The sequence below is a fragment of the Siccirubricoccus soli genome, from assembly GCF_024178315.1.
In the GTDB taxonomy this organism is placed as follows: Bacteria; Pseudomonadota; Alphaproteobacteria; order Acetobacterales; family Acetobacteraceae; genus Siccirubricoccus; species Siccirubricoccus soli.
Map to the genome: position 1 here is coordinate 1 of NZ_JAMZIK010000043.1, position 14,000 is coordinate 14,000.

At 71.5% G+C, this 14,000-nt stretch carries 17 protein-coding genes and 2 pseudogenes; 12 read left to right on the forward strand and 7 right to left on the reverse strand.

Translation table 11 applies throughout. The annotated features are described in order from the left end of the window. A pseudogene (locus NJ376_RS07255) lies at positions 1-121 on the forward strand (IS5/IS1182 family transposase); the annotation flags it as partial. Positions 122-394: 273 nt separating this feature from the next. On the opposite strand, the gene NJ376_RS07260 reads toward NJ376_RS07255, so the two are convergent. From NJ376_RS07260 to NJ376_RS07275, 4 genes and pseudogenes are all read right to left on the reverse strand, one after another. Continuing rightward, positions 395-1,297 carry a methyltransferase domain-containing protein gene (locus tag NJ376_RS07260; protein ID WP_252952583.1) on the reverse strand — a complete coding sequence of 301 codons (903 nt, stop codon included), beginning with the start codon at positions 1,295-1,297 and terminating at the stop codon, positions 395-397. A 34-nt stretch (positions 1,298-1,331) separates the two neighbouring features. Next, positions 1,332-1,961 carry a hypothetical protein gene (locus NJ376_RS07265; protein WP_252952584.1) on the reverse strand — a complete coding sequence of 210 codons (630 nt, stop codon included), beginning with the start codon at positions 1,959-1,961 and terminating at the stop codon, positions 1,332-1,334. 8 nt (positions 1,962-1,969) lie between these two features. Then, positions 1,970-2,653, reverse strand: coding sequence for a YjbE family putative metal transport protein (locus NJ376_RS07270; RefSeq protein WP_252952585.1), 684 nt, complete (start codon positions 2,651-2,653; stop codon positions 1,970-1,972). A gap of 598 nt (positions 2,654-3,251) precedes the next feature. Then, positions 3,252-3,872: pseudogene (locus NJ376_RS07275) on the reverse strand (TerC family protein); the annotation flags it as partial. A gap of 340 nt (positions 3,873-4,212) precedes the next feature. Here NJ376_RS07275 and purB point away from each other — a divergent pair. The 11 genes from purB (at position 4,213) to grxD (ending at position 12,391) form a co-directional block, all read left to right on the forward strand. Next, positions 4,213-5,550 carry an adenylosuccinate lyase gene (gene purB, locus NJ376_RS07280; protein ID WP_252952586.1) on the forward strand — a complete coding sequence of 446 codons (1,338 nt, stop codon included), beginning with the start codon at positions 4,213-4,215 and terminating at the stop codon, positions 5,548-5,550. A 115-nt stretch (positions 5,551-5,665) separates the two neighbouring features. Then, positions 5,666-5,917, forward strand: coding sequence for a hypothetical protein (locus NJ376_RS07285; RefSeq protein WP_252952587.1), 252 nt, complete (start codon positions 5,666-5,668; stop codon positions 5,915-5,917). 364 nt (positions 5,918-6,281) lie between these two features. Then, on the forward strand, positions 6,282-7,025 hold the full coding sequence (locus NJ376_RS07290) for an NRDE family protein (RefSeq protein WP_252952588.1): 744 nt from the start codon (positions 6,282-6,284) through the stop codon (positions 7,023-7,025). A 230-nt stretch (positions 7,026-7,255) separates the two neighbouring features. Next, positions 7,256-8,020 carry a phosphoribosylaminoimidazolesuccinocarboxamide synthase gene (gene purC, locus NJ376_RS07295; protein ID WP_252952589.1) on the forward strand — a complete coding sequence of 255 codons (765 nt, stop codon included), beginning with the start codon at positions 7,256-7,258 and terminating at the stop codon, positions 8,018-8,020. 29 nt (positions 8,021-8,049) lie between these two features. Next, on the forward strand, positions 8,050-8,289 hold the full coding sequence (purS, locus tag NJ376_RS07300; protein ID WP_252952590.1) for a phosphoribosylformylglycinamidine synthase subunit PurS: 240 nt from the start codon (positions 8,050-8,052) through the stop codon (positions 8,287-8,289). A gap of 3 nt (positions 8,290-8,292) precedes the next feature. Further along, positions 8,293-8,529, forward strand: coding sequence for a hypothetical protein (locus NJ376_RS07305; protein WP_252952591.1), 237 nt, complete (start codon positions 8,293-8,295; stop codon positions 8,527-8,529). Further along, positions 8,530-8,799, forward strand: coding sequence for a hypothetical protein (locus NJ376_RS07310; protein WP_252952592.1), 270 nt, complete (start codon positions 8,530-8,532; stop codon positions 8,797-8,799). It abuts the gene before it with no gap. A gap of 13 nt (positions 8,800-8,812) precedes the next feature. Beyond that, positions 8,813-9,511 carry a phosphoribosylformylglycinamidine synthase subunit PurQ gene (gene purQ / locus NJ376_RS07315; RefSeq protein WP_252952593.1) on the forward strand — a complete coding sequence of 233 codons (699 nt, stop codon included), beginning with the start codon at positions 8,813-8,815 and terminating at the stop codon, positions 9,509-9,511. 7 nt (positions 9,512-9,518) lie between these two features. Continuing rightward, on the forward strand, positions 9,519-11,747 hold the full coding sequence (purL, locus tag NJ376_RS07320) for a phosphoribosylformylglycinamidine synthase subunit PurL (RefSeq protein ID WP_252952594.1): 2,229 nt from the start codon (positions 9,519-9,521) through the stop codon (positions 11,745-11,747). A gap of 17 nt (positions 11,748-11,764) precedes the next feature. Beyond that, positions 11,765-11,998, forward strand: coding sequence for a BolA family protein (locus NJ376_RS07325; RefSeq protein ID WP_252952595.1), 234 nt, complete (start codon positions 11,765-11,767; stop codon positions 11,996-11,998). A gap of 54 nt (positions 11,999-12,052) precedes the next feature. After that, complete coding sequence (gene grxD, locus NJ376_RS07330; RefSeq protein WP_252952596.1) at positions 12,053-12,391, forward strand: Grx4 family monothiol glutaredoxin; 339 nt, start codon at positions 12,053-12,055, stop codon at positions 12,389-12,391. Between the two features lie 201 nt (positions 12,392-12,592). Here the strand turns inward: grxD and NJ376_RS07335 are convergent, their stop codons facing one another. The 3 genes from NJ376_RS07335 to NJ376_RS07345 form a co-directional block, all read right to left on the reverse strand. Next, on the reverse strand, positions 12,593-12,745 hold the full coding sequence (locus tag NJ376_RS07335) for a hypothetical protein (protein WP_252952597.1): 153 nt from the start codon (positions 12,743-12,745) through the stop codon (positions 12,593-12,595). Positions 12,746-12,915: 170 nt separating this feature from the next. Further along, entirely contained in the window at positions 12,916-13,332 is a 417-nt protein-coding gene (gene dksA, locus NJ376_RS07340) for an RNA polymerase-binding protein DksA (protein WP_252952598.1), read from the reverse strand. Between the two features lie 132 nt (positions 13,333-13,464). After that, positions 13,465-13,983 carry a flagellar assembly protein FliX gene (locus tag NJ376_RS07345; protein WP_370288048.1) on the reverse strand — a complete coding sequence of 173 codons (519 nt, stop codon included), beginning with the start codon at positions 13,981-13,983 and terminating at the stop codon, positions 13,465-13,467. Positions 13,984-14,000: the final 17 nt, after the last annotated feature.

Consider the following 14,000-nt stretch of genomic DNA (forward strand, 5'->3'; position numbering starts at 1 on the left):
GATCGAGAACTTCTTCTGCAAGCTCAAGGAGTTCAAGCGCATCGCCATGCGCAGCGACAAGACCGACCACAGCTTCTCAGCCATGATCCACCTCGCCGCCGCCGTCATCCACTCCCGCTAAACCTCAACAGACCCTAGAGCGTGCGGCGTGAGCGCAAGCGAACGCAGCATGCTCCAGCGCAGCGCTTATCCGCAAACTCGGGTCCAGGGGGAAGCATTCCCCCGGCTGAGGGGCAGGGTCGCGGGCACTGACCGCGACGACCTCCTGCCAGGGTTCGGCGGCAGCGCCCCTGGCGCTCCGCTTCCTGCACCGCAGCTCATCCAGGTACAGGTAGATCACCGGCGTGGTGTCTGGGATGGCCGAGGCTCCGGGGGCAGAGGCCCTTGGCCAGCCTCAGTGCTGCGTCCCCGCTTTCTCCCCCGCGCTCCGCTCCTCCACCCCCAGCGCATCCGCCAGGCGGTGTGTCGCGCTGCCCGGGCGGGCGGGGCGGCTCTGGCTCTCATGCGGGGCCCAGCCGGTCATGGTCAGCAGCCGCAGCTCCACCGGGATGGCGCCGTCCAACTCCGGCAGCCGGCTGGCCGCCAGCGGCAGCAGCGCCCGGGGCGGGATGCGCCCGTCGCGCGCCAGCACCGCATTCCCCTCCCCCGCCGCGCGGAGATCGGCGAAAAGGGCCATGGGGCTGCGGTAGGAGAGGTTCAGCGTCTCGGCATCCGCCACCGGCATGGCAAAGCCGGCGCGCTGCAGCAGCCCGGCCAGGTCGCGCAAGTCGGGGAAGGGCGACACCCGGGGGGAGAGGCCGCCGCGCAGCTCCGTCTCGGCCCCGGCCAGCGCCTCCCGCAGGCTGTGCAGCGTGCCGAGGCCGGGCAGCGAGGCAAGGAGCAGCCCATCCGGCCGCAGCGCCCGGCGGATCTGCACCAGCGCCCCCGGCAGGTCGTTCACCCAGTGCAGGGAGAGGCTGGCGACGACGAGGTCGAAGCTCTCCGGCGCGAAGGGCAGCCATTCCTCGTCGCCCGCCAGCGGCAGGCCCCCGGCCCGGGCTGCCATCCCGGCGGAGAGGTCCATGGAGACGACGAAGGGGATGCCCCGCGCCCGCAGCCGCGGCACCACCACGCCCCGTCCGCCGAGGTCGAGCGCCCGGGAGAAGCGATGGGTGGTATCGTCCAGCCGGTCCAGCAGCAGCTCCGCCGCCGCCTCCAGCACCGGCGCCACGCGGTGCACCGTGGCGGCGGCACGGTCGCGCCGCTTCCGGTGCAGGGGCCGGTCGAAGACCCGCATCGGGTCGGGAATGCCGCTCATCCCGGTCAGATGGGGTGGCGCAGGCCGAATGCCATCAGGCGCCGCGCAGCGCCGCCAGGATGGCAGCGGCGAAGGCACGGGCATCGCCGGGCGGCGGGTCCTGGTCCGGCATCAGCACGCGCAGCCGCAGCAGCGCGCCCTGGGCGGCGCCGACGCAGACCATGCCGGCGACCGGCTCCCGCCCATAGGTGCCGGCGGTCTCGGTGCAGGCGAGGCCGGGCGGGGCGGCGCCGGGCCCGCGCTCCGGCCGCGGATCGGGGATGGTAAGGCGGGACTGGGCGGTGAGGCTGCGGGCCGGGGCAGGCTGCGTCGCCTCCCGCACCAGCTCGGCCAGCGCCCGGTCGAGCGTCGCCGCATCCGGCGCCTGGCTCGGGCGCAGCACCTCCACCGTGGCGCCGGCGGCGGTGCGGCCCTGGGTGCGGTAGCCCACCTCCTGCCCGCCGGTCCGGGTCGCGGTCAGGTTGCCGCGGCGGAAGCCGGCCGCCTCCGGCGGCAGGCGACGGGCGATGGCGAGGGCGCTGGAGGCCGCCCGGACGGGCGCGCCGCCGGTGGCGGCCGGGGCGGACTCGGCCACCTCGGCCGGCACCTCGCCGGCGGCGGGTGGTGGGACCGCCTCGCAGCCGAGCAGCAGCAGGGGCAGCAGCAGCCCCGCCGCGGGACGCATGGCCCGACTCAACCGCCGAGCAGCGGCAGGGTCGCCGCCTTGGCGAGCATCGGGCCGGCGTCGTGCAGCATCGCATGGCCGGGGCCGAAGCGCTCCCACAACCGGTGGACGTCCTCGTAGATCATCTTCACGCCGATATAGACGATCAGCGCGACGCCGACATAGGCGATCCAGCGATAGCGCTCGAGCAGCTTCGAGATCAGGGTCGCGGCGACGCCCATCAGCAGGATGGAGATCAGCAGGCCGAGGATCAGCATCGGCATGTTGCCGCCGGCGGCGCCGGCAACGGCAAGGACGTTGTCGAGGCTCATGGAGACGTCGGCGATGACGATCTGGCGCAGCGCGGTGCCGAGGGTCTTTTCCTCATGCACCGTATTGGCCGATTCGTCGTCCTTGTCCTCGGAGCGAAGCTCCTGGAAGAAGCCCCAGGCGATCCAGAGCAGGAGGGCGCCGCCGAGCAGGAGCAGGCCGGGGATGGCGAGGAGCTGCACCGCCGCGATGCTCAGGACGACGCGGAGGATGACGGCCAGCACCATGCCGAACATGATGGCCTTGGCGCGCTTCTCCGCCGGCAGGCCGGCAGCGGCGAGGGCGATGAGGACGGCGTTGTCGCCCGAGAGGACGATGTTGACGCCGAGGATTTGCGAAAGGATCAGCCAGTCCCAGTTACCGGCGATCGCGGCGAGGTCCATGCGTGGCAGCTCCGGCCCTGCCGTTTGGGCCGGCGGGCATTCCAGGGTGTCGTCCACCGGCCGGCGCCGGCGGCGCGCGCACCCTAAGCGAGCGTGACGGGCATGTGAAGCCGCCGCCGGCCGTGCCGGCAATGCGTACAGGCGGCGAGCGCCCCGTGCCGCCGCCCCCTGCCGCTCCCCTGGCGGCGATCAGGCACGGCCATGCCGCGGCCCTGCAACGGCGCGTGGGGAGCGCGCCGGCAGGCCGCGGCATGGCCTGGGAGGAGGCCCCCGCGCCGTCATGGCCGGGCCGATTCCGGCCGTGCGGGCCGCAGGGGTTGCAGGGCAGCCGGAGATGGGCCGGGGCCGGACATGGCGGCGGCGCCCTGCCTGGCCGCGACGCTGAAGCGCGCGGCGCGGGGCAGCGGGATGCCGCCGCGGCGCCTCAATGCCCCGAAGCGGGGCCGCTGCCCGCCACCCGCCGCACCAGCCCGGCCGAGAGCGCGGCCAGCGCCGTGAAGACCATCACCTGGCCCGCCGTCGCCGCCGCCCAGATCCAGGCCGGGAAGACGCCCGGCAGGGCCAGGTAGCCCAGCGGCAGCAGCAGATAGGCATAGGCGCCCGGCACCTGGTCCGCGACCTGGTGCGTGCCTTCCCAGATCATGTCGAGCGCCACGTAGAGGATGACCAGCAGGCCCACCCAGGCGATCCAGCGATGCTTGTTCAGCAGGTTGGCGATCAGCGTCGCGGCGACGCCCATCAGCACGACGGAGATGGCGAGGCCCGCCACCAGCACCGAGAAATGGTCCTTCGCCGCGCCAGCCACCGCCAGCACGTTGTCGAGGCTCATCGAGACGTCGGCGACGAGGATCTGCAGGATGGCTTGGGGCAGGGTCTTGCGCGGGGCACTGGCCTCGGCCGCCGCCAGCTTGGCCTCGACGTCGCCCTCCGCCGCCTCGGCATGGCCATGGCCCTGCAGCTCGCGGAACATCTTCCAGCAGACCCAGAGCAGCAGGACGCCGCCCGCCAGGGTGATGCCGACGATGGCGAGAAGCTGCGTCGTGATGGCGGCGAAGCCGATGCGCATGACCGTGGCGGCGATGATGCCGAAGAAGATGGCCTTGCGGCGCTGCTCCAACGGCAGGCCGGCGGCTGCCATGCCCACGACGATGGCGTTGTCGCCGGCCAGGACGATGTCGATGAAGAGGACCTGGGCAAGCGGGACCAACCATTCGGGCATGGGCAGGGGGTTCCTGGACGGGCGATACGGCAGCTACAGTTGCGGCAGATAAATATTTGCTAATCTTTTCGCAACCCCGCTCTACAAGATCCCTTGCGGTCAGGGCCGGCGGGATGGCCGGCGAGGCAGCGAAAGCCCCTTCCGGGGGCGGCGGCCTGCCATCGCCGCCCAGCCATCGGGCCGCGGCCATCCGCCTCGCGAGGCCGGGCCGGGAAGCCGGGGATGGCCCGGCCCTGGCCGCGGACGCCGCCACGCCCGCCCGCGGCCAGCCGAGGCTTGCCAAGGCCCGGGCCCGCGGTCCAAACCGCCCCCTCCCCCAACATCGCCGCCGAGGCCCCGGATGGTCCCCCGCTATACCCGCCCGCAGATGGAAGCGATCTTCTCTCCGGCGGAGCGCTTCCGCATCTGGTTCGAGATCGAGGCGCTGGCGGCCGAGGCCATGGCCGCGCTCGGCACCATCCCGGCCGAGGCCGCCAAGGTGATCCGGGAGAGAGGTACCCCCCGCGCCGCCAGCATCGGCGCGGCCGAGGTCGAGGCGATCGACGCCATCGAGCGGGTGACGCGGCATGACGTCATCGCCTTCCTCACCTGGATGCAGGAGGGCATCGGGCCGGAGGCGCGCTTCATGCACCAGGGGCTCACCAGCTCCGACGTGCTGGACACCTGCCTTGCCGTGCAGCTCACTCGCGCGGCCGATCTGCTGATCGAGGGGGTGGAGGCGGTGATGGCGGCGCTCGCCCGCCGCGCCGAGGAGTTCAAATACACCCCGACCATCGGCCGCAGCCACGGCATCCATGCCGAACCCACCACCTTCGGGCTGAAATTAGCAGGACATTACGCGGAGTTCAGACGAAACCGGGACCGGCTGAAGGCGGCCAGGGCGGAGATCGCCACCTGCGCCATCTCCGGCCCGGTCGGCACTTTTGCGAGTGTCGATCCTCGGATAGAGGCCCATGTCGCGGAGAAGCTGGGCCTGGCGGTGGAGCCACACTCCACCCAGGTGATCCCGCGCGACCGCCATGCAGCCTTCTTCGCCACCCTCGGCGTGGTGGCGAGCGGGATCGAGCGGCTGGCGACCGAGGTGCGCCACCTGCAGCGGAGCGAGGTGCGCGAGGCGGAGGAGTTCTTCCACGCCGGCCAGAAGGGCTCCTCCGCCATGCCGCACAAGCGCAACCCGGTGCTGAGCGAGAACCTGACCGGCCTGGCCCGGCTGGTGCGCGGCTACGTGACCCCGGCGCTGGAGAATGTCGCGCTGTGGCATGAGCGGGACATCAGCCATTCCAGCGTGGAGCGGGTGATCGCCCCGGATGCCTGCATCGCACTGGATTTCGCCCTGGCCCGGCTGGCCGGGATGATGGAGAAGCTGACCGTCTATCCGGAGCGGATGCGGGAGAATCTGGAAAGCCTGGGCGGCGTGGTGCACAGCCAGAAGGTGCTGCTGGCCCTGACCCAGGCGGGCATCAGCCGGGAGGAGGCCTATGCCGCGGTGCAGGCGGCGGCGATGGCCACCTGGACGAAGCTGGGCCGGCCCGAGGCCCGCAGCTTCGCCGAGAACCTGCTGGACAACCCGGCGGTGGCGGCGCGCTTCGATGCGGCGGCGCTGGCCCGGGTGATGGATCCGGCGCGGGATTTCGCCCAGGTGGACACGATCTTCGCCCGGGTCTTCGCGGCGACGTGACCCGGGCGGCGGGGGCTGCCCCGCCACCGCCCGGCCGGTGCCGCGATTCCGCCCCAGACGGCAGCATATTTTGGCTGACACGCCGGGAGGTACGGCCAGTCAGGAGATCCAGCTCATGCTGAGGCTTCGCAACGCTCTCATCGCCTTCGGCGCCCTTGGGCTTGCCGCCCTGGCGGTGCCGGGCGGCGCCCAGGCCCATGGCTACTACTATGCGCCGCCGCCGCCCCCGCCGATCTATTACCGGCGGCCACCGCCCCCGCCGCCGGCCTATTGGCGGCCGCATTGGCGGCCCTATGGCTACTACGCCCCGCCGCCACCGCCGCCGCCGCGGTACTGGCGCCCCCGCCCCCATTACGGCTGGCGGTAACGGGGGCGCTGCCCCGAATCCCCCGGCAGGAGCCCTGCCGTCGGCGCCGGGCCCGGCGGGGAGGTCAGGGCCCTGAGGTGATCCGGCTCGCCCCAGGGTGCTGCCCTGGAGTCTCCGGCAGGCGCTCTCCTCCGCAGCGACAGTGCCGCCGGCAGCGCCCCCCTGGCCCGGTCCGAAGTCAGGGCCTTTGGCTGATCGGGCTTTGCCGGGGTGTCACCCCCGAATCCCCGGTAGGGCTCCACCCCTGGCGGCACTGCCCTCGACAACGATCCCCGGGGTCCGGTTCGAGGTCGGCCGCCCTTGGGCGATCCGGCCAGAAAGGGGGGCGGAGCCACCGGCGGCGCTTCATGCTATCCCGGCCCGGATGTGTACCGTCATCCTGCTGTCCCGGCCGGGCCATGCCTGGCCGGTGCTGATCGCCGCCAACCGGGACGAGATGCTGGACCGCGCGGCGGACCCGCCCGGGCCCTGGTGGCCGGACCGGCCCGGGGTGGTCGGCGGGCGGGACCGCAGCGGCGGCGGCACCTGGATGGCGGTGAACCGCAACGGGGTGGTGGCGACGGTGCTGAACCGGCCGGGCAGCCTCGGCCCCGCGCCCGGCAAGCGCTCCCGCGGGGAGCTGCCGCTGCTGGCCCTGGCGGAGCCGGACGCCACCGCTGCCGCCGCGGCCATTGCCGCCCTGCCGGCGGCGGAATGGCGCAGCTTCAACATGGTGATCGCCGACCGGCATGCGGCCTTCTTCCTCCGCGGCCTGGGCGAGGGCCGGCCAGAGGCGCTGCCCCTGCCCCCGGGCATCAGCATGGTGACGGCGCATGACCCGAACGACCTGACCAGTCCCCGGACCGCCCGCCACCTGCCCCGCTTCCAGGCCGCCCCGCCCCCGGTGCCGGAGGCGAAGGACTGGACTGCCTGGGCCCGGCTGCTGGCGGACCGCGATACCAGCGGCGACCCGGCCGCCCCGCGCGGCGTGGCGCTCAACGTTCCGCCCCTGGCCGGCTTCGGCACCGTCTCCGCCAGCCTGCTGGCCCTGGGCGCGGGGGGCACGGTGCAGTGGCTGTTCGCTCCCGGCCCGCCCGACCGCGCCCCCTTCCAGGCCGTGCCGCTGTAGCGGAGCCGCCAAGCCGTTGCTTTCCGAAGGCCTTTCGACCTCCGACAGGGCCGGGTGCCGCAGCTGGCCGGCACGGGAAAGGCGGCGCTCCCCGCCCGGACCATCGAATCCGGCCGCCAAGTGGCGGCAGGCGGCCGCGCTTGCTATATCGCCGGCCACAGACGGGCCGGCCGCGCCCGGCGCCCCCGGGCGCCGCGTGGCCCTGGGCCCAGAGAAGGATTCATTCCACCATGGCGCGACGCCGTCAGCTCTATGAGGGCAAGGCCAAAATTCTGTTCGAAGGCCCCGAACCCGGCACCCTGGTGCAATACTTCAAGGATGACGCGCACGCCTTCAACAACCAGAAGCGGGGCACCATCACCGGCAAGGGTGTGCTGAACAACCGGATCAGCGAGTACCTGATGAGCCGGCTGATGGAGATCGGCATCCCCACCCATTTCATCCGCCGGCTGAACATGCGGGAGCAGCTGATCCGCGAGGTGGAGATCATCCCGCTCTCGCTCGTGGTGCGGAACGTCGCCGCCGGCAGCCTCTCGACGCGGCTCGGCATTGCCGAGGGCACGCGGCTGCCGCGCTCGATCATCGAGTATTACTACAAGAACGCGGCGCTGAACGACCCGATGGTGTGCGAGGAGCACATCACCGCCTTCGGCTGGGCCGCCACCCAGGATCTGGACGACATGGTCCAGCTCGCGCTCCGGGTGAACGATTTCCTGACCGGGCTGCTGCTCGGCGTCGGCATCACGCTGGTGGATTTCAAGCTGGAATTCGGCCGGCTTTACGAGAATGACGAGATGCGCATCGTCCTGGCCGACGAGATCAGCCCGGACAATTGCCGGCTCTGGGACGTGAAGACCGGCGAGAAGATGGACAAGGACCGCTTCCGCCGCGACCTCGGCAAGGTCGAGGAAGGCTACCAGGAAGTGGCGCGCCGCCTCGGCATCCTGCCGGAGGCCGGCGTCAGGGACATGAAGGGGCCGGAGACGCTGCAGTGAGCGGGCCTGGCGGCGAGAAGGGGGAGTGCATGAAGGCGTTCGTGACGGTGATGCCGAAGGCCGGCGTGCTGGACCCGCAGGGCAAGGCGATCGGCCATGCCCTGGCCGGCCTCGGCTTCGCCGGGGTGGGCGAGGTGCGGGCGGGCAAGGTGATCGAGCTGGAGCTGGCCGAGACCGATCCGGCGAAGGCCAAGGCCGCCGCCGAGGAGATGGCGCGCAAGCTGCTGGCCAATACGGTGATCGAGAGCTTCTCGGTCACGCTCGGCTAGATCGTGATCAAGGCCTCCCTCCTCATCATGGCGGTGCTGACGGTGCTGATCAGCATCGGGCTGCGCTGGCGGGAGGAGCGGATGACGGCGCTGCGGCCGGTGGCGAAGCCGCCGGGCGGCTGGGTGGCGGCACAGAAGCGCAAGCTGAACCGCTGGCTGACGGCGGCGACGCTGGCGGTGGTGGTGACGCTGGTGGTGCTCGGCGGGCTGCACTGGCTGCGGGTGTGGCAGGACGGCTGAATGGAAGCGCTCGGCACACTGCTCGGCGGGTTCGGCGCGGTGGTGATGCTGGCGGTGGTGCTGATGGCCGGCCTTATCTTCGGCTGGCGGCGGGTCCTCTTCTCCTACCCGCTCGGCCTCGCCGTGGAACTGACGGGCTATCTGGTCTGTGCCCTGCTGCTTGCGGGCGCATTGTGGTGGCTGACGGGGTTCGACATGGCCACGGATCTGGCGGGCTACGTCATCGGCGGCCTGCTGCTGACGGGCGCGTTGTGGTGGCTGATGGCGTAAGGACGCAGGCGAGATGAAGGCGGCGATCATCCTCTTCCCCGGCACCAACCGGGAGCGCGACATGGCGCTGGCACTGCAGCGCGCGACCGGCCACCGGCCGCCGCTGCTCTGGCACCGGGACACGGAACTGCCTTCGGGGCTGGACCTGGTGGTGCTGCCGGGCGGCTTCTCCTATGGCGACTACCTGCGCTGCGGCGCCATGGCGGCGCAGAGCCCGATCATGCAGGCGGTGAAGGAATTCGCCGCGAAGGGCGGGCATGTGCTCGGCGTCTGCAACGGCTTCCAGATGCTGGTGGAAGCGGGGCTGCTGCCGGGGGCGCTGCTGCGCAACGCGTCGCTGCGCTTCCTCTCCATGGATTGCCATATGCGGGTGGAGCGCGCGGATACGCCCTATACCTCCCGCTTCCAGCGCGGCCAGGTGTTCCGCGCCACCATGGCGCATGGCGACGGCAACTACTTCGCCGATGCCGCGACGCTGGACCGGCTGGAGGGCGATGGGCTGGTCGCACTACGCTACGCGACCCCGTCCGGCGAGGTGACGGAGGCCGCCAACCGCAACGGCAGCGCCCGCAGCATCGCCGGCATCCTCTCCCCCAACCTCCGCGTGCTGGGGCTGATGCCGCATCCGGAGAACCAGGTGGATCCGGAGATCGACGGCACGGATGGCCTGCCGCTCTTCGAGAGCCTGGCCGGCAGCTTCGCCGCGGCCTGAGGACCACATGACCCAGACTCCCGCCCCCCTCCTTCCCGAACGCGCCGCCCAGCTTGCCGCCGAGTTCGGCCTGAAGCCGGATGAGTACGACCGGGTGCTGGCCATTCTCGGCCGCTCGCCCTCGCTCACCGAGCTCGGCGTCTTCAGCGTCATGTGGTCGGAGCACTGCTCCTACAAATCCAGCCGCGTCTGGCTGCGCGGCCTGCCGACCAAGGCGCCCTGGGTCATCCATGGCCCCGGCGAGAATGCCGGCGTCATCGATATCGGCGACGGGCTGGCCGCCATCTTCAAGATGGAGAGCCACAACCATCCGAGCTTCATCGAGCCCTATCAGGGCGCGGCGACCGGCGTCGGCGGCATCCTGCGCGATGTCTTCACCATGGGCGCCCGGCCCATCGCCAACCTGAACGCGCTGCGCTTCGGCATGCCCGAGGCGCCGCGGATGAAGCGGGTGATCGATGGCGTGGTCCGCGGCATCGGCGGCTACGGCAATTGCGTCGGCGTCCCCACGGTGGGCGGCGAGGTCAATTTCCACCCCGCCTACAATGGCAACCCGCTGGTCAATGCGATGACCGTCGGCATCGCGCCGAAGGACCGCATCTTCCTCAGTGCCGCCGCCGGCATCGGCAATCCGGTCGTTTATGTGGGCTCCAAGACGGGCCGCGACGGCATCCATGGCGCCACCATGGCCAGTGCCGAATTCTCCTCCGATTCCGAGGAGAAGCGTCCCACGGTGCAGATCGGCGACCCCTTCGTCGAGAAGCTGCTGATCGAGGCCTGCCTGGAGCTGATGGCGACGGACATGATCGTCGCCATCCAGGACATGGGCGCGGCCGGCCTGACCAGCTCCAGCGTGGAGATGGCGGGCAAGGGCGGCGTCGGCATCGAGCTGGTGCTGGACAACGTCCCGCAGCGCGAGGCGGGCATGTCCGCCTATGAGATGATGCTCTCCGAGAGCCAGGAGCGCATGCTGATGATCCTGAAGCCCGGCCGCGAGGCCGAGGCGGAGGCGATCTTCCGAAAGTGGGAGCTGGATTTCGCCGTCATCGGCCACCTGACCGATACCGGCCGCATCACCATCCGCCACCAGGGGAAGCTGGAGGCGGATATCCCTCTCGCCCCGCTGGAGAGCGAGGCGCCGCTTTACCGCCGCCCGACGGCGGAGACGCCGAAGCAGAAGGTGCTGGACGCGGCCGCTATCACCGACCCGGTCGGGCCGGCGGCGGCGCTGGAGACGCTGGTCGGCAGCCTCGACCTCTGCTCCCGCCGCTGGATCTGGGACCAGTATGACAGCATGGTCGGCGGCCAGACCGCCCGCCGCCCCGGCGCGGCCGATGCCGCGGTGGTCCGGGTGGAGGAAAGCCTGGAGAAGGGCGGCGCCCGGGCGCTCGCCATGACCACGGACTGCACCCCCCGCTACTGCGCCGCGGACCCGGAGGAAGGCGGCAAGCAGGCGGTGGCGGAGGCCTGGCGGAACCTGACCGCGGTCGGCGCCCGGCCGCTCGCCATCACCGACAACATGAATTTCGGCAATCCGGAGAAGCCGGAGATCATGGGCCAGTTCGCCGCCGCGGTGCGCGGCATGGCGGCGGCCTGCACCGCGCTCGACTTCCCGGTCGTGAGCGGCAATGTCTCCCTCTACAACGAGACCGAGGGGCGGGCGATCCTGCCCACCCCGGCCATCGGCGGCGTCGGCGTGCTGGAGCAGGTGGGCCAGGCGGTCGGGCTTTCCCTCACGCCCGGCCTCGACCTGGTGTTGATCGGCGAGACCAGGGGCTGGCTTGGCCAGTCGCTCTGGCTGCGGGAGATCGCCGGGCGGGAGGAGGGCGCGCCGCCGCCGGTGGACCTCGCCGCCGAGCGCCGCAACGGCGATTTCGTCCGCGCCCGAATCCTGGCCGGGGAGGTGCGGGCCTGCCACGACCTGTCCGATGGCGGGCTGCTGGTCGGGCTGGCGGAGATGGCCATGGCAGGCGGGTGCGGCGCCACCCTCCTCCCCATCCCCGCCGGCCTGCCGGCGCATGCCTTCTGGTTCGGCGAGGATCAGGGCCGCTACGTCCTGGCGGTGGCGGATGGGGCGGCGCTGCTGGCCGCCGCCGCGGCCGCGGGCGTCCCTGCCATGAAGCTCGGCCGCAGCGGTGGGGAGGCCTTGGCTCTGGCCGAGGGCCCCTCCATATCGGTGGCGAGCCTCAGGGCGGCCCATGAGGCTACCCTGCCGGCGCTGATGGCCGAGAGCTGAAGAGGGAGCGGACCGGAATGGCGATGCAGCCGGGGGAGATCGAGGCGCTGATCAAGGCGGCGCTGCCCGACGCGCAGGTGACCATCGAGGACCTGGCCGGGGACGGCGACCATTACGCCGCCACTGTCATCTCCGAGGCTTTCCGCGGCAAGAGCCGGGTGCAGCAGCATCAGCTCGTCTATGCCGCGCTGCGCGGGCGCATGGGCGGGGAGCTGCATGCCCTTGCGTTGCAGACTTCCGCCCCGACATAGTCCCGATACGGCGCCCCCTGATCCCGTTTGGGCGGCGCGAGAAAGGAAATGCAGATGACCAACCCGGTCTTCGAGCGGATCGAAAGCGAGATCAAGGCCCAGCCCGTGGTGCTCTTCATGAAGGGCACGCCGGTCTTCCCGCAATGCGGCTTCTCCGCCCGCGTGGTGCAGATCCTCAGCCACCTCGGCGTGCCCTTCAAGGGCATCAACGTGCTGGAGGACATGGAAATCCGCGAGGGGATCAAGGCCTACACCAACTGGCCGACCATCCCGCAGCTCTATGTGAACGGCGAGTTCGTCGGCGGCTGCGACATCGTGATGGAGATGTTCCAGGGGGGCGAGCTGCAGAGCCTGTTGAAGGAAAAGGGCGTTCCGATTTCCGCCGAAGCGTAAGGTTGAGAGGGGCTCTGCCCCTCTCAAACTCTCCCCGCCAAAGGCCGAAGGGCCTTTGGAAACCTTGAGTGTTGGCTTCGCGGGTTCAGCCTGCTGCCTCAAGGGTTCAGGGGGCCTTTCGGCCCTTCGCAGGGTGAACTCGAGAGGGGCGGCGCCCCTCTTGACTGTTTGAGCCCGAGCCCCACGGCCCGCACCAGCTCCTCAGTCGAAGACGCTGCCGCCATCTCCGGTATGGGCGGCACTGGTCACGTAATTCGCCTCGTCGCTGGCGAGGCCGATGCCGGACGCCCCGCCGGTGATGATCGCCCGCCTGTCCCGCAGCCGCATCTCGCCGTCCAGCGGGAGGCTGGCCATGCCTGCGGAATGTGGGAACCGAGCGTCCTACTGCCCTGTGGCGGCCTTGCCGCGACAGCCCGTGCGAGACTTTGCTTATGAAGCGCACCCGAAGCGCCACGGCATCGCGCAGCGATCCCAGCGGAATATCCGGCCCTCCCCCACGAGCCGCGCAGCGGCTTCGTGGGGAACTAGTCGTCCCGGTGCACCTTCTCCATCCGCTCATGGCGCTCCTGCGCCTCGATGGAGAGGGTGGCGATCGGCCGGGCTTCGAGGCGGCGCAGCCCGATCGGCTCGCCCGTCTCCTCGCAATAGCCATAGGTGCCGTTCTCGATCCGCTCCAGCGCCTGGTCGATCTTCGAGATCAGCTTGCGGGCCCGGTCCCGGGTCCGCAATTCCAGCGCCCGGTCGGTCTCGACACTGGCCCGGTCGGTGAGGTCGGCCTCGGTGATGCCGCCGGCGGACAGGCTGGCCAGGGTATCCCCCGCCTCCCGCAGCAGCTCCTGACGCCACCGCAGCAGCTTCTGGCGGAAATACGCCTGCTGCTGGGGGTTCATGAACTCTTCGTCGTCGCTTGGCTTATAGTCCGGCGGCAGCGTGATGAGCATGGTCTGGACGGCCCCAAGCCCCTGGGCGCCGGGCCCGTCGCGCCGGCTGCCGAGGCGGCGCGGACCATACAGGCGACCGCCCTACTCCGCCAAGGGGTTGCGTCCTCGCAAATTCCTGATACAGCGCGCTTTTCACGAGTCCGCCACACTCTCCTCCCAGCCACGGCGGGCGAGCTCGATACGGGCGCGGAGCTGGATGGCTTCCAGCGCCTCCTGCAGCCCCGGATCCTCCGCCGCTTCGCCCTGCTGCAGCGCCGCCAGGCGGCGCAGCCGCTCCAGGTCGGCGCCGCCGGCCAGCAGTTCCCGCTGCAACCCATCCAGCTCCGCCAACAGGGCGCCGGCACGGTGGCGCGCCGCCACGTCCCGCCGCCGCTCCCCCCCATGCTCCTGCAGGGCGAGCAGGGCGAGGCCGATGGGCGCGGCGGTGGCCGCTGCCTCGGTCCGCGCCCCGGCTTCCGCCCCGCCGGCCGGCAGAGCGAAGCCGCCGGCCCCGGCCCGGCCCGAGCCGCGCCTGCCGCTCACCCTCCCTGCCCCGCCGACTCCCCCAACACCGCGCATTTCCTGCCTCCTCGGCCCACCCGACCCGGCAATCCGCACCCGCCCCGGGCAAAGCTTGCCGCCTGAACCCTCGCCCGGCCCTGGCACGGGCATTGCTGCTTCCCCTGCGA

What these genes read in the sequence shown, in the direction of transcription:
- NJ376_RS07325 (WP_252952595.1), top strand. Translation starts at nt 11,765, where the DNA reads ATGGCGATGCAGCCGGGGGAGATCGAGGCGCTGATCAAGGCGGCGCTG.
- purS (WP_252952590.1), top strand. Translation starts at nt 8,050, where the DNA reads ATGAAGGCGTTCGTGACGGTGATGCCGAAGGCCGGCGTGCTGGACCCG.
- grxD (WP_252952596.1), top strand. Translation starts at nt 12,053, where the DNA reads ATGACCAACCCGGTCTTCGAGCGGATCGAAAGCGAGATCAAGGCCCAG.
- NJ376_RS07265 (WP_252952584.1), bottom strand. Translation starts at nt 1,961, where the DNA reads ATGCGTCCCGCGGCGGGGCTGCTGCTGCCCCTGCTGCTGCTCGGCTGC.
- dksA (WP_252952598.1), bottom strand. Translation starts at nt 13,332, where the DNA reads ATGCTCATCACGCTGCCGCCGGACTATAAGCCAAGCGACGACGAAGAG.
- NJ376_RS07335 (WP_252952597.1), bottom strand. Translation starts at nt 12,745, where the DNA reads ATGGCCAGCCTCCCGCTGGACGGCGAGATGCGGCTGCGGGACAGGCGG.
- NJ376_RS07260 (WP_252952583.1), bottom strand. Translation starts at nt 1,297, where the DNA reads ATGAGCGGCATTCCCGACCCGATGCGGGTCTTCGACCGGCCCCTGCAC.
- NJ376_RS07310 (WP_252952592.1), top strand. Translation starts at nt 8,530, where the DNA reads ATGGAAGCGCTCGGCACACTGCTCGGCGGGTTCGGCGCGGTGGTGATG.
- purC (WP_252952589.1), top strand. Translation starts at nt 7,256, where the DNA reads ATGGCGCGACGCCGTCAGCTCTATGAGGGCAAGGCCAAAATTCTGTTC.
- NJ376_RS07270 (WP_252952585.1), bottom strand. Translation starts at nt 2,653, where the DNA reads ATGGACCTCGCCGCGATCGCCGGTAACTGGGACTGGCTGATCCTTTCG.
- purB (WP_252952586.1), top strand. Translation starts at nt 4,213, where the DNA reads ATGGTCCCCCGCTATACCCGCCCGCAGATGGAAGCGATCTTCTCTCCG.
- NJ376_RS07345 (WP_370288048.1), bottom strand. Translation starts at nt 13,983, where the DNA reads ATGCCCGTGCCAGGGCCGGGCGAGGGTTCAGGCGGCAAGCTTTGCCCG.
- purL (WP_252952594.1), top strand. Translation starts at nt 9,519, where the DNA reads ATGACCCAGACTCCCGCCCCCCTCCTTCCCGAACGCGCCGCCCAGCTT.
- NJ376_RS07290 (WP_252952588.1), top strand. Translation starts at nt 6,282, where the DNA reads ATGTGTACCGTCATCCTGCTGTCCCGGCCGGGCCATGCCTGGCCGGTG.
- purQ (WP_252952593.1), top strand. Translation starts at nt 8,813, where the DNA reads ATGAAGGCGGCGATCATCCTCTTCCCCGGCACCAACCGGGAGCGCGAC.
- NJ376_RS07285 (WP_252952587.1), top strand. Translation starts at nt 5,666, where the DNA reads ATGCTGAGGCTTCGCAACGCTCTCATCGCCTTCGGCGCCCTTGGGCTT.